Raw genomic sequence first — 25,836 nt, 5'->3', positions numbered from 1 at the left:
AATTCCATGTTCGGTTATCAAAAGTCGAAATTCCGTATGCGGCCGTGGGTTTGTTATATAACTTCGGATTTTTGGTGCTTTAATTGTTGGTTTTGTGCCTTAAAGCGCATTTTTCCAGTCAAAAACTCTGCACACTAGCCCGGCATTTTACTGGCCCTGAACGACGCCAAGCCTATTTTATCTTATGGTTAATGGGGTCATTCGGTGATAACGTCAGGACAAAGGTATCGTTTGCGTCGCGGCGGTTAGCCGCAGTTTTTGCACGTTTCGGCGCAGCGTTTCTGTTGGGCAGTCAGTGCGCCACGCAATCCGGCCGCGAGCCATTATCTGATGTATTGCGTAGCAGCACCCTATCTTCAGCTTCTGAGTGAAATGAGGGAAAAGATGGCAAAGCAAACCCCACTGTACGACCAGCACGTGGCGTGCGGTGCGCGCATGGTAGATTTTCATGGCTGGATGATGCCGCTGCATTACGGCTCCCAGATCGATGAGCACCACGCCGTGCGTCAGGATGCCGGTATGTTCGACGTCTCCCACATGACCATTGTGGATCTGCGCGGTGCCCGCACCCGCGAGTTCCTGCGTTACCTGCTGGCGAATGACGTCGCCAAGCTCACTCAACCTGGCAAAGCGTTATACACCGGTATGCTGAATGCGTCCGGCGGTGTGATTGACGACCTGATTGTTTACTTCCTTACTGAAGACTATTTCCGCCTGGTGGTGAATTCCGCCACACGCGAAAAAGACCTGGCCTGGATCGAAGAGCACGCAGCCCCTTACGGCGTAGCCCTGACGGTGCGTGACGATCTGGCGCTGGTTGCGGTGCAGGGCCCACAGGCCAAAGAACGTGCCGCCACCTTATTTACTCCGGAACAAAAAAGCGCGGTTGAAGGCATGAAGCCATTCTTCGGCGTACAGGCCGGGGATCTGTTTATTGCCACCACCGGTTATACCGGCGAAGCGGGCTATGAAATCGCCCTGCCGAAAGAGCAGGTGGTCGATTTCTGGCAAAAACTGCTGGCAGCAGGTGTGAAGCCTGCCGGCCTGGGCGCACGCGACACGCTGCGTCTGGAGGCCGGCATGAACCTGTACGGGCAAGAAATGGATGAAGGCGTTTCGCCGCTGGCCGCCAACATGGGCTGGACTATTGCCTGGCTGCCGGAAGACCGTCAGTTTATTGGCCGTGAAGCGCTGGAAAAACAGCGTGAAATGGGTACCGAGCAACTGGTCGGCTTGATCATGACGGAAAAAGGCGTATTACGTAATGAGCTGCCGGTGCGATTCACCGATGAAGCAGGTCAGACGCATGAAGGGATTATCACCAGCGGTTCATTCTCACCGACCCTGGGCTTCAGTATTGCCCTGGCCCGCGTGCCCGCCGGTATCGGCGAGCAGGCGATCGTGCAGATCCGCAACCGTGAAATGCCGGTCAAGGTCACCAAACCTGGATTCGTGCGTGCCGGTAAGCCACTGACTAATTAATTTTTTGTTTATTGATTCTTTATTTCTTCGAAGGAGTAGCTGGCGATGAGCAATGTGCCAACAGAATTGAAGTATGCATCTTCCCATGAGTGGGTTCGTTCAGAAGGTAACGGCGTTTACACCGTGGGCATCACCGAACACGCGCAGGAACTGCTGGGCGATATGGTATTTGTCGATCTGCCGGAAGTAGGCCGCACCGTTGCCGCCGGTGAAGACTGCGCCGTGGCGGAGTCCGTCAAGGCGGCCTCTGACATTTACGCGCCAATCAGCGGCGAAATCGTTGCGGTAAACGGCGAACTGGAAGGCTCTCCGGAGCTGGTCAACAGCGGGCCATACGCTGAAGGCTTCCTGTTCCAGATTAAAGCCTCAGACGAAGGCGAACTGGCGAAGCTGCTGGACGCCACGGCTTATCAGGCTTCTATCGACGAGTAACCGTTGCAACGCCCCAGGCCTATTGGTCGGGGCGTTTTAGTTACAGAACAGGCTATGTCCCGTACCCCGTAAGCATTCAGGAATTTGTAGCAATGACTCAGACACTCAGCCAACTTGAACACAGCGAAGCGTTCATCGAACGTCATATCGGCTCTTCTGCGCAGCAACAGCAGCAGTTGCTGGAAGCGGTGGGCGCACGTTCGCTCAACGCGCTGATCCAACAGATTGTGCCGGCAGATATTCAACTGCCTGCGCCGCCGCCGGTGGGTGATGCGGCCACTGAACATCAGGCGCTGGCCGAACTGAAGGCGATTGCCTCGCAGAATCAGCGCTACAAATCCTATATCGGTATGGGCTACAGCGCAGTGCTGACGCCGCCGGTGATCCTGCGTAACATGCTGGAAAACCCGGGCTGGTATACCGCTTATACCCCTTATCAGCCGGAAGTGTCGCAGGGCCGTCTTGAGGCGCTGTTGAACTTCCAGACCGTAACTCTTGATCTGACCGGTCTGGATCTGGCATCCGCTTCATTGCTGGACGAAGCAACCGCGGCAGCCGAAGCGATGGCGTTGGCCAAACGCGCCAGCAAGCTGAAAGACGCCAACCGCTTCTTCGTGGCTGACGACGTACATCCGCAGACGCTGGACGTAGTACGTACCCGCGCCGCCACCTTCGGTTTTGAAGTGATTGTAGATAAAGCCGAGAAGGTGCTGGAACTGCAGGGCGTGTTTGGCGTGCTGCTGCAACAGGTTGGCACGACCGGTGAATTGCACGATTACAGCGCACTGCTGGCGGAACTGAAAAACCGCAAAATCGGCACCAGCGTGGCTGCCGACATTATGGCGCTGGTGCTGTTGACCGCACCGGGCAAACAGGGCGCCGACGTGGTGTTCGGCTCCGCGCAGCGCTTTGGCGTGCCGATGGGCTACGGTGGCCCACATGCCGCCTTCTTCGCCTGCCGTGACGAATTCAAACGTTCGATGCCGGGCCGCATCATCGGTGTTTCCCGCGATGCCGCTGGTAACACCGCGCTGCGCATGGCGATGCAAACCCGTGAACAACATATCCGTCGTGAAAAAGCCAACTCGAATATCTGTACCTCGCAGGTGCTGCTGGCCAACATTGCCAGCCTGTATGCGGTGTACCATGGCCCACAGGGCCTGCAGCGCATTGCCGGGCGCATCCATCGCCTGACCGACATTCTGGCTGCCGGGTTGCAACAGGCCGGTCTGCAATTGCGCCATAAAACCTGGTTCGACACCCTGACGGTGGAAGTGAAAGACAAGGCCGCGGTGCTGGAACGCGCATTGAGCTTTGGTATCAACCTGCGTACCGACATTCACGGTGCGGTGGGTATCACGCTGGACGAAGCCACCTCACGTGAAGACGTGCAGACTTTGTTCGCCCTGCTGGCGGGCGACAATCACGGTCTGGACATCGACGCGCTGGACGCGGCGGTAAGCAAAAATAGCCAGTCGATCCCGGCGGGCATGCTGCGTCAGGATCCGATCCTGACTCACCCGGTATTCAACAGTTACCACAGCGAAACCGAGATGATGCGTTATATGCACCGTCTGGAACGCAAGGATCTGGCGCTTAACCAGGCGATGATCCCGCTCGGCTCTTGCACCATGAAGCTGAACGCCGCGGCGGAAATGATCCCGATTACCTGGCCTGAATTCTCCGAGCTGCACCCGTTCTGCCCGCCGGAGCAGGCTGCAGGCTATCAGCAGATGATCGGCCAGTTGTCACAGTGGCTGGTGCAATTGACCGGTTACGACGCGGTTTGCATGCAGCCGAACTCCGGCGCGCAGGGCGAATACGCCGGGCTGCTGGCGATCCGCCATTACCATGAAAGCCGTAACGAATCCGGCCGTCATATCTGCCTGATCCCAAGTTCCGCACACGGTACTAACCCGGCTTCTGCCCAAATGGCAGGAATGAGCGTGGTGGTGGTGGCCTGCGACAAGAACGGCAACATCGATCTGCACGATCTGCGCGTCAAGGCGGAGCAAGCGGGTGAAGAGCTGTCTTGTATTATGGTAACTTACCCGTCGACCCACGGCGTGTATGAAGAAACTATCCGTGAAGTGTGCCAAATCGTTCATCAGTTCGGCGGCCAGGTGTACCTCGACGGCGCCAACATGAATGCTCAGGTGGGCATCACTACGCCAGGTTATATCGGTGCGGATGTCTCACACCTTAACCTGCATAAAACCTTCTGTATCCCGCACGGCGGCGGCGGTCCAGGCATGGGGCCAATCGGCGTTAAAGCGCATTTGGCACCCTTCGTTCCAGGCCACAGCGTAGTGCAGATCGACGGTGTGCTCACTCAGCAGGGTGCGGTTTCCGCTGCGCCGTTCGGCAGCGCTTCTATTCTGCCAATCAGCTGGATGTATATCCGCATGATGGGCGCGGAAGGGCTGAAACAGGCGAGCCAGGTGGCAATTCTTAATGCCAACTACATTGCGACCCGCCTGAAGGACGCTTACCCGGTGCTGTATACCGGTCGCGATCACCGCGTGGCGCATGAATGTATTCTCGACATTCGTCCGCTGAAAGAAGAGACCGGCATCAGCGAAATGGATATTGCCAAACGTCTGATTGACTACGGTTTCCATGCGCCGACCATGTCGTTCCCGGTAGCGGGCACGCTGATGGTTGAACCAACCGAATCGGAAAGCAAAGTGGAGCTGGATCGCTTTATCGACGCGATGCTGGCTATCCGCAGCGAGATCGACCGGGTGGCAAAAGGTGAATGGCCGTTGGAAGACAACCCGCTGGTGAACGCGCCGCACATTCAGGCGGAGCTGGTCAGCGATTGGCAGCATGCCTATAGTCGTGAGCTGGCTGTATTCCCTATCGCCGGAGTGCGTGAGAACAAATACTGGCCGAGCGTGAAGCGTTTGGATGATGTGTACGGCGACCGCAATTTGTTCTGTTCCTGCGTGCCGATGAGCGAATACGAATAAGCTCCTCTGTCAATGGGCTATCAAGAGGCAGCGCATCATGCGCTGCTTTTTTTTGCGCGAAACACCTAAGAGTATTCTTGTTTATATCTTTGATTAATTGCTGTTTTTTTTATTTTTTATGCTATTTCCCGTCGTTTTTATTCAATCCGGGTTAAGACTCGGATCGGTTTACTTTCCGTTTAAACCCTGGTGATTAAATTGAACTCAGCAAAATATTTTGCAGGGAAGATAGACTCACAAGGAGTGCTCTATGAAAAGGTTGGCTATCGCAATCATTGCGGCTTTACCCTTCTGTGCCGCGCAGGCGGTTGAGAGTTATGAAGTCCGCAATCACAGCGGACAAACGGTATTTAAACTGAATTTTTACGCTCCCACCGACGGCAGCTATTTTACGGATGAGGATGGACCTCAGCGCTCATCCTGGACACTGGATGCCGGACAAAAGGCCCAGGTGATCAGTGCGGCGCAGCGCTGGGCCGATATCATTAAACCCAAGCCCGGCGAATTGCCCGGGGTGATCAATATCGGTACTTTTGATGAACAGAATGCCGGAGCATTGAGCCCTAATGTCAGCGAAGTCCCATTTAGCCTGACCCAACTTCAGGCGGTATTACAAGGCCAGGATGCAGGTGAGTTGGACAGTGGCGCCCACGCCTTCGTTAGCATCGGTAAATTGAACTTTACCCCGACCCAAGCCTCGCCAGCGCAGATCCCAACCGATCACCGTACCGATCTGGAAGTCACTATATTTCATGAGATTGCCCATGCGCTGGGAATAAGTAATGAGGCTGAGGTAGTCGATGGCGTGACGCAATTTAGCCCGACGCAGGGCAGCTGGACATCACACCTGTTTGACGACAACGGTAATCCTGCTCAGCCGGATCAGGCCATTTTATGCAAAGGTTGTGAGGGACCGGACGATCCTTCAGGTTTTGACGTGCGCAAAGACCAGGGCTATTTTGCCGGCAGTCACGTCAAAGAGGTGCTGGCCGGCGCTATGCCGGGAGTTCCTGTGCGAATCCTCTTTGAGGATGGCAGTCTGGATGAGGATTACATGTCCCACAGTGAGTTGGATCGCAGCCTGATGAGCCATCAAGATTACCGCAACTACACCACCATGATGGAAGCCGAGCTGGCTATGCTGCAGGACATGGGGTACGACATCGATCGTCGTAATTTCTTTGGTCGTTCTGTGTACGGCAGTGGCCTGGATGTGGTTAACCAGCAGGGGTATTTCGCGCGCAATGCCGCAGGCACTGCGTATCTTGACGGCCAGGCCAATACCGCCGCCCGCGGTCTCGGGTTGCACATATACGGCAGTAATAACCGGATAGAGCAACATGGTGACTTACTGGCCGATGGCGTTGCCGCCGCCGGTATTCGGATTGACGGTGCGGGCAATACGCTGACCATCGCACCGGGTACCCGGGTGCAGGCCAACGGTGATTACGGCACTGGCTTATTGGTGGCCTACGGCGATAACCACAGGATTATCCAGCGCGGCAGCCTGGAGGCGACCGGTAAAGAGGGCATCGCTGCCCGGTTGGATTTTGGCAACAACCTGCTGGGCAATGAGAGTGAATACCGGGGTTCGTATATTTGGCTGGTGGGCGGCACCGATCAGTCCGAAGACATGGCAGGACCATTGGTGTCCAACTTCGATATCACCGGCTCGTTAAAGGGGGCCAAAGCGGCTATTTACCAGTCGGTGAATGCGCTGGCCGGCGCAATCAACGTGATGCGCGGCGCCGATATTCAGGGTGATATTATTTCTGATTATGCGCAATGGGACGAAAATAATCAGGCGCGGCTCACCCGCTTAACCTTCGGTCTGCAACCGGATGCGTTGGGGCAGGTGACCGCTGCGGCGGATAGTGGCTTTGATTTCACCTATAACGGCAATATTCGCGGCAAGGATAATCTGGCGCTGGTGGCGGAAGGGGGCAAAACCACCCTGAACGGCGAGCATCAGGTGTATAGCGTGGACATTGAGCCGGGGGCCCAGTTGGCAGGCAATAGCCGTTATGCGCTATCGGATGCCGGGTTGTTCACCAATAACGGCTTGCTGACTACCGGTTCGCCTTTTGGCCAGGTTGCTATCATTGGTGATTACCAGCAGGGGCCACAGGGGCGTTTGCAACTGATGTTCGACAGCCTGGGGCACGGAGATCAGGTGTCAATCAGTGGCACATCCAGTCTGGGCGGTGCCCTGACGCTGATGCCGGTAAAAGGCTGGTATGCCTCAGACTGGCAGTTGAACAGCGCTTCGCTGCTGCAACTGGGACAGGTCAGCGGCGAGTTCGATCAAGTCAGCGTACAGACGCAATCACCGACGCTGAGCTTCAGTACAGCGCCGTTGGCGGGCGGAGAATATCAAATCAGTGCGACCCGTGGTGCATCGGCCTACAGCCAGTATGCGCAGAGCGCAAATGAGCGAAATGTCGGGCTGGCGTTGGCCCGTGCGGCGGTGACGGCGGGTAATGATATGCGGCCGTTACTGACCGCGCTGGATTTCTCCACTCCTGATGGCAAGCAGGTGAGCGGCGCTTTGGCACAGTTGGAGCCGTCGGCCTATAACAGCCTGATCCAGGCCTCCTTTGATCGTGAGCGTCAGTTAACCCGTGCGTTGACGGCACCGGAACGCAATCTGACGTTGGCTCCAATGGGCGACGAGCAGGATTGGATCAGTTTTGCCCTGCCTTACGGCGGTGGCACCTGGCAGCGTAATGCGGGCAATATCACCGGTTACAACGCCTCGCGTTATGGCGTGCTGTTCGGCGCGGAGAAACGCAACGTCCTGGTGCCGGGGCTGACAACCGGCTTCCACGTGGCGGTCGGCGGGCAAACGGTCAATGCCAAAAGCGCCGATCGGGCGCGGGCACACAGCACGTCATTTGATGTCGGTCTGCAGTTCAGCTTCGCGCAGGATCCCATGGCCGGGGCGTTTGCCTATGGCCTGGGGCGTGTGGGGGCTGAGGATAATCATATGAAGCGTCAGTTTGATGTCGCCGGTGTGAGCGGCACCAGCAAGAGCGACTGGACGACCTGGAACGGTTCATTAACCCTGGGCGGCGGCTATCATTTTGCGTTAACCGATTCGTTCAGCTTCGGCCCGGTAGCCGCGCTGGATTATACCGCCAGCAGGCATCGTACAATTAAAGAGTCCGGGTCTGGTACCTTGCCGATGCAGATTAAAGGCCATTATGCCGATTCACTGCAAAGCACGCTGGGCGTGGAAGCGTTGTACCAGGGGCCACAGGCTTTGTCCGCCACCCTGCGCCTTGGTTGGCAACATGAGCTGCTGAGCAACAGTGTCACTCAGCGTGCCCAATTCGTCGGTTATGACGCCTCCGCTTTTGATAGCAAAAGCACGTTGGCCGGTCGTGATGGATTGGCGGCGCAGGCGGGTGTGCAATATCAGTTGAACAAAGATGTTTCCGTCGGGGCCGGCCTTTCCAGCGAACTGTTCCGTCAGGGTAGCAATTCGTTAGAGGGCAATCTGTCCGTGACCTGGCGGTTCTGATTTTAGTCAATATCAATAACACGTTCGGCAAAGCGTACTATCAGTGGGGCACTGCATTATGCAGTGTCCTTTTCTATTGTCGCCGCAGGGTACCCGAACGATATATGGAGCAATAATAATGAGAGCTGCAATTGTCAACGTGTTAGGTCAGGCGCCGGTGGCGGGTCATGTGGATGAACCGGTAGCCAGGGAAGGGGAGACGCTGATCGAGGTGAGCGTAGCCGGTATCAAACAACTGGATCGCGCCATGGTGGCGGGAACCCATTACTCCAGCCCGAAGGCGTTGCCGGTCGTGCCCGGAACCGATGGTGTTGGTTATACACCGGACGGCCAGCGGGTTTATTTCGCCTCTTTCCGACAGCCGCACGGTGCTCTGGCTGAGCGTACCGTCGCTTCCTGGACCGTGCCGGTACCGGCTGGTGTGGATGATGCTACCGCCGCCGCCTTGATCAACCCGGCATTCGCTGCCTGGCTGCCGCTGCACTGGCGTGCCGAGCTTCAGGCGGGTGAAACGGTACTGATTATTGGCGCGACCGGCACCTCGGGCAAGCTGGCGGTGGCGGCGGCTCGTCAGGCGGGCGCAGGGCGCATTGTTGCAGCAGGCCGTCGGCAGAGCGTGCTGGATGCGTTGGATGCCGATGCAACGGTGGATCTCAGTCTGGAAGGGGATGCGCTAACCCAGGCTTTCGCTGCTGCCGCAGGGCCGAACGGATATCAGGTGATAGTCGATTACATCTGGGGTACGGCGACCGAGGCGCTGCTGGCCACGCTGAACAACCACGACCTGTCTTCCTACGCCGGTGGGCGCGGTATTCGCTTGGTCAATGTTGGGTCGATGGCCGGGCCAGACATTCGCTTGCCGGCGGCAGTATTGCGCAGTAACCAACTGCAGATTATGGGTAGCGGCACCGGCAATTTCCCCCCGGCGGCTGAGATGCAGAGATATGCCAGTGAGATCCTGGCGTTGGCGGCCACCGGGCAGATTTCGGTCGAGACTCAGGAGCATGGCTTATCCGAGATCGCTGAAGTGTGGGATCTGAACAAGAAAAGCGACGTCCGCTCGGTGATCCGCATTGCCGGATAGCTATTTTTATATTTATGGGCAAATAACAGTTTGCCCATTTGTTTGCCACAGCAAATCAAGCGGATGCCGTTGCAGTAAAATTGGCTGGGCGATGTTGGCTTAACTCTCCGATGACGCCAGATAGTTCTCCGGTAGATCAATAACAAACCCGATGCCGCGTTCATCAAGCCCTTCGGCCACCCGCAGTTGCGCACCGATTTTATCTGCCAGATTTTTGGCAATCGCCAGCCCCAGACCGCTGCCGACCTGCAGAGTACCTGGCACGCGATAAAAACGTTCGAATAACCGTTTGTGGTATTCAGGGTTAATACCGGGGCCATTGTCTCGCACAGTAATATAGCAACCCAGTGGCGATAGCGAACGGATGTTGACTTCGATTCGGCCACCGTCAGGCGCGTATTTGATGGCATTTTCCAACAGGTTGGTAAAAATGGTAATCAGCGAGTGACGATCGGTATCAATTATCACATTTTCACTGCCATCCAGCGAGAGTTCGACGTTCTTCTCCAGCGCATAGGGCACGTGCTGGGCAATGCATTTGCCGATTTCCGCGTGGATATTCACCGTTTCAATCTTCAGTGGGAAGTCTTCCGACTCCAGTTTGGCCAGATCAATTAGCTGGCGCGAAAGCGATGCGGCGCGATCCAACCCTTGTTGCATGTCTTCAATGATTTCCTGACGTTCGGTTTTATCCGCCACCTGGGTCAGCAGATGCAGCTGTGCCAGCACGGCGGCGATCGGGGTGCGCAGTTCATGAGCCGCGTCGGCCATAAAGCGCTTTTCACGTTGATTGGCTGCATCGATACGCGACATCAGCTTATTGATTTCCAAAACGATTGGCCGGATTTCTTGATATTGTTCGGCCGCATTGATCGGCGACAGAGTACCGGGCTTGCGGTCAGAGATCATTCTGGCAATTTGCCGCAGTGGCCGCAGGCTGAGATAGGCGGTGAACAGCAAAGTGACAATGATGGCTGCCAGAGTGACCAACAGCGGGATCGCGGTACTTTCCGCCGGATTGCCGAAAATAGTGGTGCGGTTGTCAAAGGATTCGCCGACGATCACTCTAAATTGCTGTTTATCGCTCCAACTGCCGGCAATATGCCACTTCACATTGGCGTAGCTGATGGTGCCGGACAGCACCGACGGCGGCAGGAACAACGGTTTTTCCTGTGACGGTGAGGCGTAAAGCATCTGGTTGTTGCTATCGTAAACCACAAATAGCGGGCGATAGTCTATTTCATCCTGCATGCCGTTTTTGATCGAGTCGATATACATGACTTCGATATCTTTAATCACCTCAAGATAACTGCGGTTGGTAACATCTGTCTTATCAAGAATATTGGCGATACCCCGGGCGACAATGCGTTGCTGATTATCTAAATACTTTTCCGCATCGGGATAATATGAATATTTTACCCAACCAATCAATGCGCCCCAGAGCAATAATATAGCTAAAACCTGGAAAATAATGGTGCGAATAAAAAAGGATTTAAAACTTATCATCCCAGAGTCTCTTTTTTTAATAAATAACCGATGCCACGCACGGTGATAATTTTTTCCTTGCCAATCTTGCGCCGCAAGTTATGCATATGCACCTCCAGAGAATTACTTTCCACGCTGTCGCCATGGCCGAACAGACTCTGCTCCAGTGCGGTTTTACGCACCACGGTGCCGGCGCAGCGCATCAGTTCATGCAGCAGCCGATACTCCTTTTTCGATAACAGCAGCAGTTCGTCATCCAGCGTCACCTGGTGATTGATTGGGTCCAGATACAGATTGCCCAGGCTCCAGGTTTGGGAGGCAAACCCGGCCATGCGGCGGTTCACCGCCTTCACGCGGGATATCAACTCAGGCAAGGCGAAAGGTTTGGCCAGAAAGTCGTCCGCGCCGGAGTCCAGGCTATTGACCAGGCTTTCGATACGGTCGCGTGCGGTCAAAATAATGATCGGGATATTTTGTCCGGCGGCCCGCCACTCGACCAGTTTTTTTAATCCATCCCCGTCTGGCAGGGTCAGGTCTAACAGCATTAAATCGAAACTGCCCTGTGAGAGCCTGGTTTGAGCATCATGCACCAGCCGCACCCAGCATAGCTCAAAACCCGCCAGCTCTAGTGCCCGGCACAGGGCCTTGCCCAATTGCAGATCGTCTTCCACTAACAATATGTTCACGGGGTATCCGGTTTATGTCACGGCGCTGGCGGCTATATAACTACAACCCTCATGGGAAGACAACGGCGTCATCCTTTTTGCACTATCGTTCTTAAGCAAACCTTAATCTGGGATTAATTTGGCGTTAAGGGAGCGTCGATATATTTCGAGTACGCTGATTCCTGCACAAATCATCAGGGTAGGAAAAATGCGTGTCGACAACTTTTCAATGGCGGTTACCTGTACAGGCGCAATTTTATTGTTGGTGTTGGTCATACTGCCTTCCGACGTTGGCGCGCAAGGGGAAAATCATCCCGTCCAGATTTCCTTCCCCTTACCGCATATTCAGCATGCGCAGTCCCTGATTTTTTATAAAAGCTTAAAGCCACGGATTAAAAAACAGCTGCGTCGTTTGGTGCAGTTATAAGGTTTATTTTAATAAGGGTAACAAGTGGAAAAATACCCTTGGATATTCTGCAGCATGGATATCTATACTCTGTTGAAGAAGGTGGCTGAGGTAGCTTTGCTGAGCGCCAGTTACCGGTTATGACTTCCCAATCAAAGAAAGGAACAACATGACTAAAGTTGCACTGGTCACCGGCGCCAGTCGGGGTATTGGCCGCGCTACGGCGCTACTGCTGGCACGTCAGGGTTACGCGGTAGGCGTTAACTATCTGCAGAATGAAGCTGCAGCGCAACAGGTGGTCGCGGAGATAGAATCACTGGGCGGCCGGGCGCTGGCGCTGCGGGCCGATATTGGCGATGAAAGCCAGGTAGTGGCGATGTTTAGCCAACTGGATGCCACCCTCGGGCCTATTGAGGCACTGGTCAACAATGCCGGTATTCTGTTTCAGCAGTCGAGCATTGAGCAACTGACCGCCGAGCGCATCAACAAGGTGCTGAGCACTAACGTCACCGGTTATTTTCTCTGTTGCCGCGAGACGGTGAAGCGCATGGCGCATCGTCATGGCGGCCAGGGCGGGGCGATCGTCAATGTCTCTTCCGCTGCAGCACGCTTAGGCGCACCGGGCGAATACATCGACTATGCCGCCTCTAAAGGGGCGGTGGACACGCTAACTACCGGACTGGCGTTGGAGGTGGCGGCGCAGGGTATTCGCGTCAACGCGGTGCGGCCGGGGCTTATTTATACCGAAATGCATGCCAGCGGCGGCGAGCCTGGGCGCGTTGATCGGGTAAAAAGCAGCCTGCCGATGCAACGCGGCGGTACCCCGGAAGAGGTGGCAGAAATCATCGCCTGGCTGCTGTCCGATGCCGCTTCTTACGTCACCGGCAGCTTTATCGAGGCCGCCGGCGGCCGCTGATGGCTCATTAGCCACAGTTCCGCGAGTATCCTTTTGACTTCAGGTATTATTGGGTGTAATTTTTGTTCAAATAACAACCAATTTGTAGTTACAAAAATGTATGTTTCTTTTGAATGGAATCAAAGAAAAAGCCAAAGTAATCTGGCGAAACATCACATAAGCTTTGAGCTGGCGCAGCATGTTTTTTCGGACCCAAACCAGCTAGCCGTGATTGAGCGCATTGATGGTGGCGAAGAGCGCTGGCAAACCATTGGCATGGTCGGTGGTTGCCTGATATTGCTGGTGGCGCATACCACGCGAGAGGTTGATGTGGACGGTGACAGTATAGAGATTATCCGTATCATTTCAGCCCGCAAAGCGGATGTTAAAGAAAGGGGAAAATATGAAGCGAAAAAATTTGGTTAGGAATGTGCCACATAGCGTGCTTCCTCCCCTGACGGAGGTGCAAAAAGCGCAAATAGCTTCATTGAGTGCTATGCCAGACGTCGACATTGACTACAGTGATGCGCCCACACTTAGCGATGAGAAGTGGGGGACTGCGTTACAAGGAAGGTTCTACAAACCGATGAAGGTATCAAAAACCGTCAGGATCGATGCTGATATTCTGGAGTGGCTTCAGAGGCCGGGTAAAGGTTACCAGAAACGTTTGAACGCGGTCTTGCGTGCCGCCATGCTGAAAGGCCAAGAGCTAGAAAAGTAAAATTATTCACCTGCTGGTGTTTATCCTGCCGTTTAAAGCCCGGTAGCTTTAGACTCACCGGGTTTTTGCTTTGGCGTTATCTCTACCCAATCAGCCCTCATGCAGCAGCGCGCTGCGGAAAGACAGAATGTGCGCCTCTGCTGCATTGGCGGCTGCGTCGTCATCCTGTGCGGCCAGTGCAGCGATAATGGCTCGATGTTCTTCGATCACCTCTCGCATATGACCTTCGCGTGACAGCGTACTGGCCCAAAAGCGTTGCGCCCTGGCATGCAGCACGCTCAGGATGTCCGCCAGCATGTTATTCCCGGCGATCTGCGCCAGCTGCTGGTGGAACTGGTGGTCCAGTGTCATCATCTGCACCCGGTCACGGCGCTGGCTGGCGGCTTCAATTTGTTGATTGAGGGCCGTCAGTGCGGCGACTTGTGGTTCGGTAATTCGCTTGCTTGCCAGCCGCATACACAGCATTTCATTAGCCAGTCGGACTTCAATCAGTTCCAGTGCGTCATCCATCGACAGCGGCGAAACCATCACTCCTTTACGCGGGATCACCTGTAGCAACCCTTCATTGGCCAGCCGGTGGATCGCCTGATTGATTGGCGTTCTGCCCATATCCAGCTCACTCATTACCTGCGCGGTATTGAGATATTCACCAGGCTTATAACTCAACGTCACCAATGCCTGCTTAAAGCGCCGATAGGCCAGTTCATTCAGTGACATTCCGGCTTCCTCTGCCGTCGGGAGTTCCTGGCTCTCTGCGTCAAGGCTCATCACGTTCTGCTCCTGCAAGAAGAAAGTTTTTAGACATAGTACACAAAAACATGGCATGGAAATCGCTTATTTGGTAGCTAAAGATATAGTAAAATTTCACAGTATTTTAACTAAAGGGACACAAACGCCATGAGACTGACCTTCACTTTACCTGAATCCAGCGGGGCCGGGGTGCTGGATGTTGAGATTGATCATCTGGTGATCGCCGGCTGGACCGGCCGCGATCGCGAGGCCATTCTGCACCATATTAGGGAGTTGGCCGAACTGGGCGTGCCCCAACCCAGTGCAGTCCCGCTATTTTATCGGGTGGCGGCTAATCAGCTCAGTCAGAGCGATTGCATTGAAGTGATCGGCAATGCCAGCTCCGGCGAAGCGGAGCCTTTGATCTTCACTCATCAGGGTGAACTGTTTGTTTCGCTGGCCTCAGATCATACCGATCGCCAACTGGAGGCGCACAGCGTCGCGCTGTCCAAACAAATCTGCGTCAAACCGGTAGCCCGCGCCGCCTGGCCACTACGGGAAGTGATTGCTCACTGGGATTCATTGATCCTGCGATCCTGGATCAAAGAAAACGGTGAGTTCCGGCTTTATCAGCAGGGTTACCTTGCCAGTCTGCGTACTCCCGGCGATCTGCTGGATCGCTATTTGAGTGGTCAGCAGGTGCCGGAGGGCGGGCTGACGGTCCCGCAGCCGCGAGATGGCCTGGCGATGGCCTGTGGCACGGTCGCGGCGATTGGCGGTATCCGTCCGGCGGTCGAGTTTCGTATGGAACTGGTGGACGAAGTGCTGGGACGCACCATCAGCCACGGTTATCGCAGCATAGAACTGCCGGTGGTGGCGTGATGAAAAAACTGACTTTAGCGCAGGCCGCCGCCGGATTGGCCAGTGGCGAATTCACTGCTGTGCAACTGACCGCCACCGCTCTGGCGCAAATCGCCGACCCGCAGGGGGAGGGTGGGCGCACTTTTACTCATGTTTATAGCGACTGGGCACAGCAGCAGGCATTGGCTGCCGATCGACGGCGTGCGGCGGGTAAGCCCCTGTCGGCGTTGGACGGTGTGCCGGTATCGGTCAAAGACCTGTTTGATGTCGCCGGGGAGACCACCGCTGCCGGTTCGCGGGTGTTGGCCGATGCGCCGGTAGCCAACAACCACGCTGCAGTGGTGGCGCAGTTGTTGCAGGCTGGCGCGGTAGTGATCGGCAAAACCAACATGACCGAGTTTGCCTATTCGGGGCTTGGCATTAATCCCCACTACGGCACGCCCGCCAATCCCTGGGATCGCCCTGCTGGCCGTATTCCCGGTGGTTCGTCTTCCGGTGCGGCGGTTGCGGTGGCTGACGGCATGTGCTTTGGCGCGATAGGCAGCGATACCGGCGGTTCGGTACGTATTCCGGCGGCCTTCTGCGGCCTGACCGGTTATAAACCTACCGCCCGGCGCATCAGCAGTCGTGGTCTGCTGCCCTTGTCACCCTCACTGGATTCAATTGGCGTGATTGCCCATGACGTTGTCGGTTGCATCGCGCTGGATACGGTGATTACCCAGCAGCCGCTGCACCCGCAGCAGAAAACGCTGAGTCAGGCGCGCTTTGCCGTGCCACAAACGTTGGTGCTGGATGGCCTGGATGAGGAAGTCACCGCCGCCTTTCATCTCAGCGTAGAGCGGTTGGTGCAGGCGGGGGCGCAGATTGAATTTATTCCCTGTCATGAGTTCGCCGAGCTGGCAGCGATCAACGCCGCCGGCGGTTTCACCGCGCTGGAGTCCTGGCGCTGGCACCAGCCGCTGATTGCCGAACATGCCGAAGACTATGACCCACGGGTGCTGTCACGTATTCGTCGCGGCCGGTTGCTCGATGAGCAGGATCTGCAGCAATTGCGGATGCAGCGTGCCGATTGGCAACGGCGAGTGACCGCGGAAGTGGAAAAATTTGACGCGTTGTTGATGCCAACCCTGCCCTTTATTGCGCCGACCATTGCCGAACTGCAGGAGGATGAAGACGCCTATTTCCGTATCAACGGTGCCGCGTTGCGTAACCCTTCGGTGATCAACTTCCTCGATGGTTGCGCGTTGTCACTGCCCTGTCAACGAGGTGATGCAGCGCCGGTTGGCCTGATGGTGGCTGGGCTACCGCTGCATGACGAGGCGCTGCTGGGCTGGGCGCTGGCGATCGAACGCTGCCTCGCCGAGGCGTGATTTTCCGGTGGGGACGACCCCGCCTTACTTTGAACTAACAGGAGAGTACCCATGACCGGTTCCCCAAACGGAATGCTGTTTGTCGCAACAGATGTCGCCGCGCAGGACGAGGCGGATTTCAATAAGTGGTACGACCGCGAGCACGTGGAAGAGCGAGTGCGGGTGCCCGGTTTCTTGTCGGGTACGCGCTATCAGGCACTACAGGGCGGGCGCAAATACCTCGGACTGTATAAAACCGAAACTCTGGCCAGCTTTACCTCTGCGGCCTACCGCGCCGCGTTTACCGAGCAGACCCCCTGGTCGGTCGCCAGTCTCGATAAAATGCGCGATCCGATGCGTCGTGTCTGCGCGGTGGAGGCGGTGACCGGGCAGGGTTGCGGCAGCCATCTGGTTATCCTTCCCCTCGAACCGGCGCGGCCGCAAGTGCTGAAGGCCTGCATCAAGCATTTGGGGAGCCTCCTGGCCGAACTGCCCGGTTTTGTGCGCAGTAGCCTGCTGTCGCCGGACGCTGAACTAAGTTCCCCGTTGCCGAAAGAGTCGCGGGAGAACCGCCAGTTACTGCCGATGATGCTGATCGAAAGCAGCAGCGCCGAAGCCGGACAGCGGCTGAGTGAGTTGGCCTGTAGCCAACTGAAAATCCCCGCCGCCGATGCCATGCATTATGCCCTTGGCTGGCAACTGACCACACAGGAGCTTTCATCATGAGCACTTCAACCACACAGCCGTCAATCGCGGAAGCGTCCACTGCCGAGGCTACCGCCCATCCGCCAAACACCGGCAAGCTGGCGGCGGCCAGTTCGATTGGCACCGCGCTGGAATGGTATGACTTCACCGTCTACAACATCATGGCGGCGCTGATTTTCAACCACGTATTTTTCCCCTCTTTCGATCCGCTGGTGGGCACCATTTTGGCGTTTTCCACTTACGCGGTGGGTTATGTTTCGCGGCCGATTGGCGGTATCGTCTTTGGTCATCTGGGTGACGTGCTGGGACGGCGTTTTGTATTGGTGACCACGCTGGTGATCATGGGTGTGACAACCGCGCTGATGGGGTTGCTACCCGGTTATGCCAGTTGGGGAATTTGGAGCCCGCTGCTGTTGGTGACGCTGCGCTTTATTCAGGGAATTGCGCTGGGGGGCGAATGGGCGGGGGCGGTATTGCTGTCGATGGAGCACGGCAAGCCTCATCAGCGAGGACGCAACGCCTCCTTTGCTCAGGTTGGCCCTTCCTGCGGAACGCTGATCGGCACCGGGCTTATCACGCTGGTGACGGTGGCGATGACGGCGGAGGATTTCCAGCAGTGGGGCTGGCGTATTCCCTTCCTGCTTAGCCTGGTACTGGTGGTGTTTGGCCTGTGGCTACGCCGTGGCGTGGGGGAAACGCCTGCGTTTCTGAAACTGGAGGCATCGAAGGACGTTACCCATTCACCAATCCGCGAAGTTTTCACCCAGCATCGGCGTCCGCTGTTGATCGCCGGGGGTTCGCGTATTGGTTCCGACGTGCTGTATGCGCTGGTGGTGGTTTTTACCCTGACCTACGTCACTACGGTACTGAACCTGCCGCGCCCGGTGGCGTTGGCTGCCACCATGTTGGGGGCGATCGGTAACGCGATTACCGTGCCGATGTTCGGCGCACTGTCCGATCGTTTTGGCCGTCGGCCGGTGTATATCGGTGGGGCTTTGGCGGCGATGGTTTGGGCATTTGTGTTCTTTATGCTACTCGACAGCAGCCAGCCGGTGCTGATCTGCCTGGCGGTGGTGGTCGGTCTGTTGATCCATGCGGCAATGTATGGCCCGCAGGCGGCCTTTATCACCGAGCAATTCCCAACCCGGGTGCGTTATGCGGGGTCGTCGTTGGCTTATACGTTGGCAGGTATTATTGGCGGTGGCTTTGCGCCGCTGATCATCGCCTCATTGTTCAAGTCTTACGACAGCACGCTGGCTATTTCGGCCTATGTGGTGCTGGCACTGCTAATCACACTGTGGGCAGTGATTGCCGCGAAGGAAACGGCACACAAGCCGTTATGAAAGGCGTGCCGGGTGAAGGGATCACCCGGCCTGTCACAATAGCAACGCTGTTACTTCAGCCAGCCTTTGCGTTGTGCGTCCTGCAGGTGTTGCAGCAGGTACTTCCACAACTCCGGGTGAACATCGGCGATGGTAGTGTTACGCGCCAATACCTGCTCCAGGCTGATACCGTTCTCTACCCAGCTTTGGCCCTGGTTGTGCAGGTTCATCAGCATCGGCATGGTGCGATCCAGCACCAGCGCAAAGCGCGCGTCGGCGCTCTCGCCATCTTCATATTCCTGCCATAAAGCGGTGAAATACTCGCGCTGAGTGTCCGGCAGCATACCGAACAACCGGCGTGCCGCCGCCACTTCCACATCATGGATCGCTGCGCGGGCCGCCAGATCGTAGACCAGCACGTCACCGGCATCGATCTCAACGATGTCATGCAGCAGCGCCATCTGGATCACGCGTTGGATATCTACGCCTTCACTGGCGTAAGGGGCCAGGCTCATGGCAGCAATAGCAAAGTGCCAGCTATGTTCGGCGGAGTTTTCCTGGCGTTGGGTGCCCAGCACTTTGGTGCGGCGTTGCACGCTTTTCAACTTGTCGATTTCCATCAGGAACTGGATGACCTGGGTCATGGAGCCGAAATCTAACGCGGGTACAGCGGATGACATGGTGTAAACCTCATGGTAGATGGGTTGAAGCCGAACGATTGTAGACCAGCGGGCGAGGGATTTCGATGGTTACACGCGCACACAGTTTTATTTTAGCGTACACGTGTACACTGAAATTATTCTCAGTTAAGCTGCCTTGCGGTAATTTCGAACAATGTTGGCTGTTTTGAGGGGTTGTGTGCAATGGGAAAAACGGGCGTAGTGAAAGCCGGTACTGAAAAAATGGCCGCCACGGCCTATCCGTGGGCGGAAGAAATCGCTAACAGCATCAGTCACGGTATAGGGTTGGTTTTTGGTATTGTCGGCCTGGTACTGTTGTTGGTTCAGGCGGTAGACACCGGCGCTGACGTGACGGCCATCGCCAGCTACAGTCTTTATGGCGGCAGCATGATCCTGCTGTTCCTGGCCTCCACGCTGTACCATGCCATTCCCCACCAGAAAGCCAAGCACTGGCTGAAAAAATTTGACCACTGCGCCATTTATCTTTTGATTGCCGGTACCTACACGCCGTTTCTGTTGGTGGGGCTGGATTCACCGCTCGCCAAGGGGTTGATGGCGGTAATTTGGGGTTTGGCGCTGCTGGGCGTGTTGTTCAAACTGGCGTTCGCACACCGGTTTGAAGCGCTCTCGCTGGTGACCTATCTGACCATGGGTTGGCTGTCGCTGATCGTGATTTATCAGTTGGCAACTCGTTTGGCGCTGGGCGGTGTGACGCTGCTGGCGGTCGGTGGCGTGGTTTATACCCTGGGCGTGATCTTCTATGCATCGAAGCGTTTCCGCTTCGGCCACGCCATTTGGCATGGTTTCGTGCTCGGTGGCAGCCTGTGCCACTTTATGGCGATTTATCTGTACGTCTGATACCCGCTGATATCTTTCGCACTGCAGCGTTGTTGGCTGCAGTGCGAAATCTATTGCAGACAGACCAGGAAGCTCTGACTGCTCCCTTCTTTATTTCTCTTCCGCCAGTGAGTATGGCAGTGGCTTGATGGCCAGTTGACTGGTGGCATCGTCGCGAACCCGCAGCTTGCTGTCGGCGTCCAGATCGTTATTCAGCACCACTTGTACCCACAGCGTGCCGTCGGCCAACCTGGCGGCGCTCAGCACCGTACCGGTACGGCGCCAGTTTTCACCCAACTGCAATTCCACGTCTTCAGCGGCCTGCGGCACTCGCCCAGCCTTGCCTTCCAGCCAGTACAATGCCCGTTTGTTGGCCCCGCGGAACTTGGCGCGCGCCACCATTTCCTGACCGGTGTAGCAGCCCTTGCTGAAGCTGATGCCATCCAGCGCCTGCAGGTTGGTGGCCTGTGGGATCAACTGCCCGCTGTTGGCGGCGTCAATCACCGGGTAGCCGGCTTCGATATCCAGCGTCAGCCACTGCTGACTGTCGTTCAATTCGGCCTGCTCGTGCAGTTTGTCGACCAACTGTTCGGCAACGGCGGCGGTGGTGACCAACAGAAAACGTTCTGCCGGGAGTGAGAAGTGCAACAGGGTAGTTTCACCGTCCTGCACGACCTGATGTTCGGCATCCGGCAGGCTGTTGAAAACGCCCGCCAGCGCCGCGCGTGCCTGAAAACCGGCTACGCCCAGTAACACCGCTTCGTTGTCGGCGGCAATGGTGAGTTTGGAAAATACCGCGTACTTTTTGATTTCAGCCAGTTGGCTGTCCAGCACGCTGCGGCGTTCCAGATAGGCAAAGCCTTCACCGCGATGGAATAAACGCAGGTTGCTCCACATTTTGCCTTTGGCATCACAGTGGCCGCACAACACGTGGCTATCGGCCGGCAGCGCTTCGATATCGGCGGTTACCTGGCCCTGAAGGTATTTCACCCGGTCCGGCCCGTTCAATGTCACCAGCGCCCAATCTTCCAGTGAGATCAGGGTCAGGGGCAGATGGGAGGAAGCGGAAGGCTGACGGGGTGGAAATGGAATTTTATACGCCATAGTAAGATCCTGCTTAACGTTTAGCTTACCTGAAGGTGTGTTGGCCCCATGGTAAAAGAGGTGGCGGCCTTTGCAAACTGTTATTCACGCTTGCCTCGCAGACAGCGCTTTTTTTGACATTTAGCGCTTTATTACGCTTTACACCGAGAACGTCCTTCCCGGCGAGTATGTCAAATTGTTACTCTATAGGCTTGCGGCCAAGGGTAACCCTTGCAGACAGATCTTTGGCTGATGGAATTATATCGCGCCGGTGTTGCCATACAGTGTGTCAGTTGAACCCTGCGATGGTGTTGCCACGCTGAAAAGAGGTTAGTCATAACAACATGGATATTAATAACAAAGCACGTATCCACTGGGCTTGTCGCCGCGGTATGCGTGAGCTGGACATCTCCATCATGCCCTTCTTCGAGTATGAATATGACCTGTTGAACGATACAGACAAAGCGCTGTTTATCCGTCTGCTGGAGTCTGACGATCCCGATCTCTTCAATTGGCTGATGAATCATGGCGCTCCGCAGGACAGTGAACTGCAGAGAATGGTGACACTGATCCAGACGCGAAATAAAGACCGTGGCCCAGTGGCGATGTGACGTCCGTATTTCCTGGCGCACCCAGTTATTTTCGCTCCTGACACATGGCGTACTGATCCTGCTGATCCTGATTTCGCCCTGGCCGGAAGGCTATGGCCCGATCTGGCTGGTGCTACTGACGCTGGTGGTGTTTGAGTGCATTCGCAGCCAAAAGCGTATTGCGTCGCGGCAGGGTGAGCTGCGCCTGCTGGAGAACCAACGCCTGGGTTGGCATGGGCAGGAGTGGCAACTGCTAAAGCAGCCCTGGATGCCACGTTACGGCATTCTGTTGACCTTACAGCCGGTGGGAGGCAAAAAGCGCCGTCGGCTGTGGCTGGCTTCCGACTCCATGGCTAAAGCCGACTGGCGGCAGTTGCGCCAACGGTTGCTGTATCCGCCCGCCAGTGATGACGAGGAGCCCTGATGAAGCCGACGCTCTGGCTGGTGGAAGATGAACCCAGCATTGCCGATACGCTGATTTATACCCTGGAGAGCGAAGGCTTTCAGGTGCGCTGGTTCGAACGCGGTGAACCGGCATTACAGGCGTTGGCGCAAGGGGCACCTGCGCTGGCGATCCTCGATGTTGGTCTGCCGGACATCAATGGTTTTGAACTCTGCCGCCGGTTGTTATCGCAGTCGGCGGATTTGCCTATTTTATTTCTCACCGCCCGCAGCGATGAGCTTGATCGCCTGATAGGGTTGGAAATCGGTGCCGATGATTACGTCGCCAAACCCTTTTCCCCGCGAGAAGTCAGCGCCCGGGTGCGCACTATTCTGCGCCGTTTGCAAAAACAGCAGCGTCTGCAGCAGCCGGCTCTGTATCAATTCGGTCCTTTCAGCCTGGATGAACAGGCCGCGGCCATCCATTACCATCAGCAGCCGCTGCTGCTGACCCGTTACGAATTTTTGCTGTTGAAAACGCTGTTGCTGGCGCCCGGCCGGGTATTTTCACGCCAGCAACTGATGGAAAGCGTCTGGGCGCTGGCCGAAGAAAGCCTGGATCGCACCGTCGACACCCATATCAAAACGCTGCGTGCCAAGCTGCGCGCCATCGATCCCGCTGAACCGCCGATCCACACCCATCGCGGCCTCGGCTACAGCGTGAGCCGCCAGCCATGAGAATAGGCCTGCGCCTGCTGTTGGGGTACTTCCTGATTGTGGCGGTGGCGGGCTATTTCGTACTGAGCATTTTCGTGCAGGAAGTGAAACCCGGCGTGCGGCGCGCTACCGAAGGCACACTGGTGGACACTGCCAACCTGCTGGCGCAGATTGCACGTCTGGACATGCAGCGCGCCGACGTAGCGCACGGGCAACTGGCACAGGCGTTCTCTCAACTCAATCAACGCCCCATTGGCGCCAATATTGCCGGCATCCGCAAGGATCGCAGCGAATATCACGTTTATCTTACCGATCAAAACGGCAAGGTCATTTTTGATTCCAGCGGCAAGGCGCTCGGCCAGGACTACTCACGCTGGAATGACGTTTATCTGACGCTGCTTGGCCAGTACGGCGCACGCAGCACGCGCAGCGATCCGCAGGATGAAAACAGCTCGGTGATGTATGTTGCCGCGCCGGTCATGGAGCAGGGGAAAATTATCGGTGTGCTTAGCGTCGGTAAACCGAACAGCACCATGGTACCGGTGATCAAGCGCAGCGAACGCCGTATTCTGTGGGCCGGTGCGCTGCTGTTGGGCATTGCCTTGCTGATTGGCCTGGGCTTTGTCTGGTGGATCAACCGCTCGATTGGGCGGCTGGTGTACTACGCCGACGGCGTGGCGCAGGGAAAAAGTGTGCCGTTGCCGAAGATGGGCGGCCATGAATTGACCCAGTTGGCGCAGGCGCTGGACAGCATGCGGGTGAAGCTGGAGGGCAAGGCCTACATCGAACAGTATGTACATACCTTGACCCACGAACTGAAAAGCCCGCTGGCGGCGATCCGTGGCGCAGCAGAGCTGTTGCAGGAACAACCGCCGGCAGCCACCGCCCAGCGTTTTCTGACCAATATCGAACAGCAGAGTGCGCGCATTCAGCAACTGGTGGATAAATTGCTGGTGCAGGCGCGGCTGGAGAGCCGGCCGGTCCTGGATCTTGTGCCACTGGCCATGGCGACGCTGGTGCGTCAGGCTGTGGCAGGCAAAGAGGCGCAGGCAGCGCGGCGTAGCGTTTTGCTACAGGTTGAAGGGGTGGAAGATATTACCCTGAGCGGCGATGGACTGCTGATTAGCCAGGCGCTGACCAACCTGCTGGACAACGCACTGGACTTCACCCCGGTTGGCGGCACCATCAAGGTGCGCGGCGAGCGCCATGAGGGCCACTACCAGGTCACCGTTAGTGACGACGGCAGCGGCATTCCGGATTATGCACTGGATAAAGTGTTCGAGCGTTTTTATTCTCTGGCCCGCTCGGATAAGCCGAAAAGCAGCGGTCTGGGGCTGAATTTTGTGCAGGAAGTGGCGCGCTTGCACCGTGGCAGTATCCAGTTGAGCAACCACCAGCCGCACGGCGTGACCGCTATTTTCACCTTATCGCTCTGACTTCACCGTCCCTTCACATAACCACATTCTGCTTTCACCCGAGGGCATTATCGTGACTCCATTACCTACATGGAGCGCGGCGATGATGAAATCGATACTGTTTTGGAAAATAACCACTCTGCTGGGACTAATGATTTTAATGATTATCCCGGTAACGATGTTAATGAATGTGATTGATGAGCGCAGCGGCTACCGCCAGAGCGTGGTTGGGCAGGTCAGTGAAAGCACCAGCCGGGCGCAGCGCATTTTGGGGCCGCTGATCGTCATCCCTTACAGCGAGCGGGAAGAGAAGACGGATGACAAGGGGCAGAAGGTGGTGCAGATAGTTCGGCATCATCGCTATCTGCTGCCCGAGACGTTGCAGGTCAGCGGCAAGCCGAACGTGGAGGTGCGCAAGCTGGGCATTTACCAGACTCAGGTCTATCAGGGACCGTTGCAGTTTAAGGTGAAGTTTGGCCAGCCGGATGTGACAGACCTGCAGCGCAGCAATGTCGTGATAGGCCAGCCGTTCCTGCTGGTTTCGCTGAGCGATTCACGCGGCATCAAGAGCATCTCGCCGCTTAGCAGCGCAGAGTCTCAAACGGTGTTTGAACCAGGTACCCAGGTAAACGTGTTACCTCAGGGTATTCATGCACCGCTGACGCTGCCCGCATTGCAAAAAGCGGGGCTGGATGCCGAGTTCACCCTGACGCTGGCCGGCACCAGCAGCCTGTCACTGGTACCGCTCGGGCGTAGCAGCGAATTGACGTTGCAGAGTAATTGGCCACACCCGAATTTCCTCGGTAACTTCTTGCCGGACGAACGCAAGGTGACGGAAAAAGGCTTCAGTGCCCGCTGGCGCAGCACCTGGTTTGCCAACAACATCAACAGCGCTTTCCATTACGACGACGAAATTCTTGGCGAAGACAAGTTGCCAACCTTCAGCACCAGCCTGATTGAACCGGTCGATCACTATCAACTGACCGAACGCGCGGTGAAGTATGCGGTGCTGTTTATCGGCCTGACATTTATGGCGTTCTTCCTGTTCGAAACCCTGACCGGCCTGCGGGTACACCCGATTCAGTACCTGCTGGTCGGCACGGCACTGGTGCTGTTCTACCTGATCCTGCTGGCATTCTCCGAGCATTTTGGCTTCGCCATCGCTTATCTGCTGGCCAGCATCGCCTGCAGTGGGTTGATCGCTTTTTACCTCAGTGCGGTACTGCGTGGCAGGCTGCGGGGGGCGCTGTTCGCCGCCAGTCTGTTGATGTTGTATGGAGTGCTGTATCTGTTGCTGCAGTCGGAAGATAACGCGTTGGTGCTGGGGGCAGGGCTGTTGTTCGCTATTTTGGCGGGAATTATGCTGCTGACGCGTAAATTGGACTGGTATCAGGTGGCCGATCCGGCGCGCTTGAACGGAGAAACGCCAACCGGCGCGGAGGAGAGCCGCTTCCGGTTGTGGAAATAAGCATCGGACTGGGCGCGGCTACCGCGCCCACGGG

General features: G+C 56.4%; 24 protein-coding genes. 19 read left to right on the top strand and 5 right to left on the bottom strand.

Features of this window, described 5'->3' with window-relative positions:
* The first annotated feature begins 384 nt into the window (after positions 1-384).
* From gcvT to SERS4_RS0120705, 5 genes are all read left to right on the top strand, one after another.
* On the top strand, positions 385-1,482 hold the full coding sequence (gene gcvT, locus SERS4_RS0120725; RefSeq protein WP_012146618.1) for a glycine cleavage system aminomethyltransferase GcvT: 1,098 nt from the start codon (positions 385-387) through the stop codon (positions 1,480-1,482).
* Between the two features lie 45 nt (positions 1,483-1,527).
* The gene (gene gcvH, locus SERS4_RS0120720; protein WP_017893873.1) at positions 1,528-1,914 is read left to right on the top strand and encodes a glycine cleavage system protein GcvH; all 387 of its coding nucleotides are present in this window, start codon (positions 1,528-1,530) and stop codon (positions 1,912-1,914) included.
* A 92-nt stretch (positions 1,915-2,006) separates the two neighbouring features.
* Entirely contained in the window at positions 2,007-4,886 is a 2,880-nt protein-coding gene (gcvP, locus tag SERS4_RS0120715) for an aminomethyl-transferring glycine dehydrogenase (protein ID WP_017893872.1), read from the top strand.
* A 250-nt stretch (positions 4,887-5,136) separates the two neighbouring features.
* Positions 5,137-8,409 carry an autotransporter domain-containing protein gene (locus SERS4_RS0120710; protein WP_017893871.1) on the top strand — a complete coding sequence of 1,091 codons (3,273 nt, stop codon included), beginning with the start codon at positions 5,137-5,139 and terminating at the stop codon, positions 8,407-8,409.
* A 118-nt stretch (positions 8,410-8,527) separates the two neighbouring features.
* On the top strand, positions 8,528-9,493 hold the full coding sequence (locus SERS4_RS0120705) for a zinc-binding alcohol dehydrogenase family protein (RefSeq protein ID WP_017893870.1): 966 nt from the start codon (positions 8,528-8,530) through the stop codon (positions 9,491-9,493).
* A gap of 99 nt (positions 9,494-9,592) precedes the next feature.
* On the opposite strand, the gene SERS4_RS0120700 is transcribed toward SERS4_RS0120705, so the two are convergent.
* Complete coding sequence (locus SERS4_RS0120700; RefSeq protein ID WP_017893869.1) at positions 9,593-10,999, bottom strand: HAMP domain-containing sensor histidine kinase; 1,407 nt, start codon at positions 10,997-10,999, stop codon at positions 9,593-9,595.
* On the bottom strand, positions 10,996-11,664 hold the full coding sequence (locus tag SERS4_RS0120695) for a response regulator (protein ID WP_017893868.1): 669 nt from the start codon (positions 11,662-11,664) through the stop codon (positions 10,996-10,998). The genes SERS4_RS0120700 and SERS4_RS0120695 overlap by 4 nt, the downstream gene beginning before the upstream one ends.
* A 187-nt stretch (positions 11,665-11,851) precedes the next feature.
* Here SERS4_RS0120695 and SERS4_RS0120690 point away from each other — a divergent pair, with 187 nt between their 5' ends.
* The 4 genes from SERS4_RS0120690 (at position 11,852) to SERS4_RS0120675 (ending at position 13,665) form a co-directional block, all read left to right on the top strand.
* Entirely contained in the window at positions 11,852-12,070 is a 219-nt protein-coding gene (locus tag SERS4_RS0120690; RefSeq protein ID WP_017893867.1) for a hypothetical protein, read from the top strand.
* A 148-nt stretch (positions 12,071-12,218) separates the two neighbouring features.
* Positions 12,219-12,965 carry an SDR family oxidoreductase gene (locus SERS4_RS0120685; protein ID WP_017893866.1) on the top strand — a complete coding sequence of 249 codons (747 nt, stop codon included), beginning with the start codon at positions 12,219-12,221 and terminating at the stop codon, positions 12,963-12,965.
* A 96-nt stretch (positions 12,966-13,061) separates the two neighbouring features.
* Positions 13,062-13,370, top strand: coding sequence for a BrnT family toxin (locus tag SERS4_RS0120680; RefSeq protein WP_017893865.1), 309 nt, complete (start codon positions 13,062-13,064; stop codon positions 13,368-13,370).
* Entirely contained in the window at positions 13,348-13,665 is a 318-nt protein-coding gene (locus SERS4_RS0120675) for a BrnA antitoxin family protein (protein WP_017893864.1), read from the top strand. The genes SERS4_RS0120680 and SERS4_RS0120675 overlap by 23 nt, the downstream gene beginning before the upstream one ends.
* A 90-nt stretch (positions 13,666-13,755) precedes the next feature.
* Here the strand turns inward: SERS4_RS0120675 and SERS4_RS0120670 are convergent, their stop codons facing one another.
* Complete coding sequence (locus tag SERS4_RS0120670) at positions 13,756-14,433, bottom strand: GntR family transcriptional regulator (RefSeq protein WP_026142516.1); 678 nt, start codon at positions 14,431-14,433, stop codon at positions 13,756-13,758.
* A 129-nt stretch (positions 14,434-14,562) separates the two neighbouring features.
* Here SERS4_RS0120670 and SERS4_RS0120665 point away from each other — a divergent pair, with 129 nt between their 5' ends.
* The 4 genes from SERS4_RS0120665 to SERS4_RS0120650 are packed head-to-tail and all read left to right on the top strand — an operon-like array spanning position 14,563 to position 18,652.
* A complete protein-coding gene (locus tag SERS4_RS0120665; RefSeq protein WP_012146607.1) occupies positions 14,563-15,276 on the top strand; it encodes a DUF2848 domain-containing protein in 714 nt (237 codons plus the stop codon).
* The gene (locus tag SERS4_RS0120660) at positions 15,276-16,625 is read left to right on the top strand and encodes an amidase (RefSeq protein ID WP_017893862.1); all 1,350 of its coding nucleotides are present in this window, start codon (positions 15,276-15,278) and stop codon (positions 16,623-16,625) included. The genes SERS4_RS0120665 and SERS4_RS0120660 overlap by 1 nt, the downstream gene beginning before the upstream one ends.
* 51 nt (positions 16,626-16,676) lie before the next feature.
* On the top strand, positions 16,677-17,330 hold the full coding sequence (locus tag SERS4_RS0120655) for a DUF4286 family protein (RefSeq protein ID WP_017893861.1): 654 nt from the start codon (positions 16,677-16,679) through the stop codon (positions 17,328-17,330).
* Positions 17,327-18,652 (top strand): MFS transporter, encoded by a 1,326-nt coding sequence (locus SERS4_RS0120650; RefSeq protein WP_017893860.1) that lies wholly within the window; start codon positions 17,327-17,329, stop codon positions 18,650-18,652. Before SERS4_RS0120655 ends, SERS4_RS0120650 begins: the two co-directional genes overlap by 4 nt.
* Before the next feature lie 50 nt (positions 18,653-18,702).
* Here the strand turns inward: SERS4_RS0120650 and SERS4_RS0120645 are convergent, their stop codons facing one another.
* Positions 18,703-19,311, bottom strand: coding sequence for an HD family hydrolase (locus SERS4_RS0120645; protein ID WP_012146603.1), 609 nt, complete (start codon positions 19,309-19,311; stop codon positions 18,703-18,705).
* Positions 19,312-19,494: 183 nt separating this feature from the next.
* Here SERS4_RS0120645 and SERS4_RS0120640 point away from each other — a divergent pair, with 183 nt between their 5' ends.
* Positions 19,495-20,169 carry a hemolysin III family protein gene (locus SERS4_RS0120640; RefSeq protein WP_017893859.1) on the top strand — a complete coding sequence of 225 codons (675 nt, stop codon included), beginning with the start codon at positions 19,495-19,497 and terminating at the stop codon, positions 20,167-20,169.
* Positions 20,170-20,259: 90 nt separating this feature from the next.
* On the opposite strand, the gene ygfZ is transcribed toward SERS4_RS0120640, so the two are convergent.
* Positions 20,260-21,252: a tRNA-modifying protein YgfZ gene (ygfZ, locus tag SERS4_RS0120635; RefSeq protein ID WP_017893858.1), complete on the bottom strand. Its 993-nt coding sequence runs from the start codon at positions 21,250-21,252 to the stop codon at positions 20,260-20,262.
* A gap of 323 nt (positions 21,253-21,575) precedes the next feature.
* On the opposite strand from ygfZ, the gene sdhE reads away from it, so the two are divergent.
* The 5 genes from sdhE to creD all read left to right on the top strand — a co-directional run bounded on the left by sdhE (position 21,576) and on the right by creD (position 25,802).
* Positions 21,576-21,842 carry an FAD assembly factor SdhE gene (sdhE, locus tag SERS4_RS0120630; protein WP_012146600.1) on the top strand — a complete coding sequence of 89 codons (267 nt, stop codon included), beginning with the start codon at positions 21,576-21,578 and terminating at the stop codon, positions 21,840-21,842.
* A complete protein-coding gene (locus tag SERS4_RS0120625) occupies positions 21,823-22,245 on the top strand; it encodes a protein YgfX (RefSeq protein ID WP_012146599.1) in 423 nt (140 codons plus the stop codon). Before sdhE ends, SERS4_RS0120625 begins: the two co-directional genes overlap by 20 nt.
* On the top strand, positions 22,245-22,940 hold the full coding sequence (gene creB, locus SERS4_RS0120620; RefSeq protein ID WP_012146598.1) for a two-component system response regulator CreB: 696 nt from the start codon (positions 22,245-22,247) through the stop codon (positions 22,938-22,940). The genes SERS4_RS0120625 and creB overlap by 1 nt, the downstream gene beginning before the upstream one ends.
* A complete protein-coding gene (creC, locus tag SERS4_RS0120615) occupies positions 22,937-24,355 on the top strand; it encodes a two-component system sensor histidine kinase CreC (RefSeq protein ID WP_017893857.1) in 1,419 nt (472 codons plus the stop codon). Before creB ends, creC begins: the two co-directional genes overlap by 4 nt.
* A gap of 82 nt (positions 24,356-24,437) precedes the next feature.
* The gene (gene creD, locus SERS4_RS0120610) at positions 24,438-25,802 is read left to right on the top strand and encodes a cell envelope integrity protein CreD (protein ID WP_017893856.1); all 1,365 of its coding nucleotides are present in this window, start codon (positions 24,438-24,440) and stop codon (positions 25,800-25,802) included.
* Positions 25,803-25,836: the final 34 nt, after the last annotated feature.

The organism is Serratia sp. S4, assembly GCF_000347995.1.
Taxonomy (GTDB): Bacteria; Pseudomonadota; Gammaproteobacteria; order Enterobacterales; family Enterobacteriaceae; genus Serratia; species Serratia quinivorans.
Note: the sequence above shows the minus strand (reverse complement) of the source record. Positions and strands in the feature narration are given on the sequence as shown.

Bases quoted from the DNA above. Each gene is read 5' to 3' on its own strand.
- gcvT (WP_012146618.1), top strand. From the start codon at position 385: ATGGCAAAGCAAACCCCACTGTACGACCAGCACGTGGCGTGCGGTGCG.
- gcvH (WP_017893873.1), top strand. From the start codon at position 1,528: ATGAGCAATGTGCCAACAGAATTGAAGTATGCATCTTCCCATGAGTGG.
- gcvP (WP_017893872.1), top strand. From the start codon at position 2,007: ATGACTCAGACACTCAGCCAACTTGAACACAGCGAAGCGTTCATCGAA.
- SERS4_RS0120710 (WP_017893871.1), top strand. From the start codon at position 5,137: ATGAAAAGGTTGGCTATCGCAATCATTGCGGCTTTACCCTTCTGTGCC.
- SERS4_RS0120705 (WP_017893870.1), top strand. From the start codon at position 8,528: ATGAGAGCTGCAATTGTCAACGTGTTAGGTCAGGCGCCGGTGGCGGGT.
- SERS4_RS0120700 (WP_017893869.1), bottom strand. From the start codon at position 10,999: ATGATAAGTTTTAAATCCTTTTTTATTCGCACCATTATTTTCCAGGTT.
- SERS4_RS0120690 (WP_017893867.1), top strand. From the start codon at position 11,852: ATGCGTGTCGACAACTTTTCAATGGCGGTTACCTGTACAGGCGCAATT.
- SERS4_RS0120685 (WP_017893866.1), top strand. From the start codon at position 12,219: ATGACTAAAGTTGCACTGGTCACCGGCGCCAGTCGGGGTATTGGCCGC.
- SERS4_RS0120680 (WP_017893865.1), top strand. From the start codon at position 13,062: ATGTATGTTTCTTTTGAATGGAATCAAAGAAAAAGCCAAAGTAATCTG.
- SERS4_RS0120675 (WP_017893864.1), top strand. From the start codon at position 13,348: ATGAAGCGAAAAAATTTGGTTAGGAATGTGCCACATAGCGTGCTTCCT.
- SERS4_RS0120670 (WP_026142516.1), bottom strand. From the start codon at position 14,433: ATGAGCCTTGACGCAGAGAGCCAGGAACTCCCGACGGCAGAGGAAGCC.
- SERS4_RS0120665 (WP_012146607.1), top strand. From the start codon at position 14,563: ATGAGACTGACCTTCACTTTACCTGAATCCAGCGGGGCCGGGGTGCTG.
- SERS4_RS0120660 (WP_017893862.1), top strand. From the start codon at position 15,276: ATGAAAAAACTGACTTTAGCGCAGGCCGCCGCCGGATTGGCCAGTGGC.
- SERS4_RS0120655 (WP_017893861.1), top strand. From the start codon at position 16,677: ATGACCGGTTCCCCAAACGGAATGCTGTTTGTCGCAACAGATGTCGCC.
- SERS4_RS0120650 (WP_017893860.1), top strand. From the start codon at position 17,327: ATGAGCACTTCAACCACACAGCCGTCAATCGCGGAAGCGTCCACTGCC.
- SERS4_RS0120645 (WP_012146603.1), bottom strand. From the start codon at position 19,311: ATGTCATCCGCTGTACCCGCGTTAGATTTCGGCTCCATGACCCAGGTC.
- SERS4_RS0120640 (WP_017893859.1), top strand. From the start codon at position 19,495: ATGGGAAAAACGGGCGTAGTGAAAGCCGGTACTGAAAAAATGGCCGCC.
- ygfZ (WP_017893858.1), bottom strand. From the start codon at position 21,252: ATGGCGTATAAAATTCCATTTCCACCCCGTCAGCCTTCCGCTTCCTCC.
- sdhE (WP_012146600.1), top strand. From the start codon at position 21,576: ATGGATATTAATAACAAAGCACGTATCCACTGGGCTTGTCGCCGCGGT.
- creB (WP_012146598.1), top strand. From the start codon at position 22,245: ATGAAGCCGACGCTCTGGCTGGTGGAAGATGAACCCAGCATTGCCGAT.
- creC (WP_017893857.1), top strand. From the start codon at position 22,937: ATGAGAATAGGCCTGCGCCTGCTGTTGGGGTACTTCCTGATTGTGGCG.
- creD (WP_017893856.1), top strand. From the start codon at position 24,438: ATGATGAAATCGATACTGTTTTGGAAAATAACCACTCTGCTGGGACTA.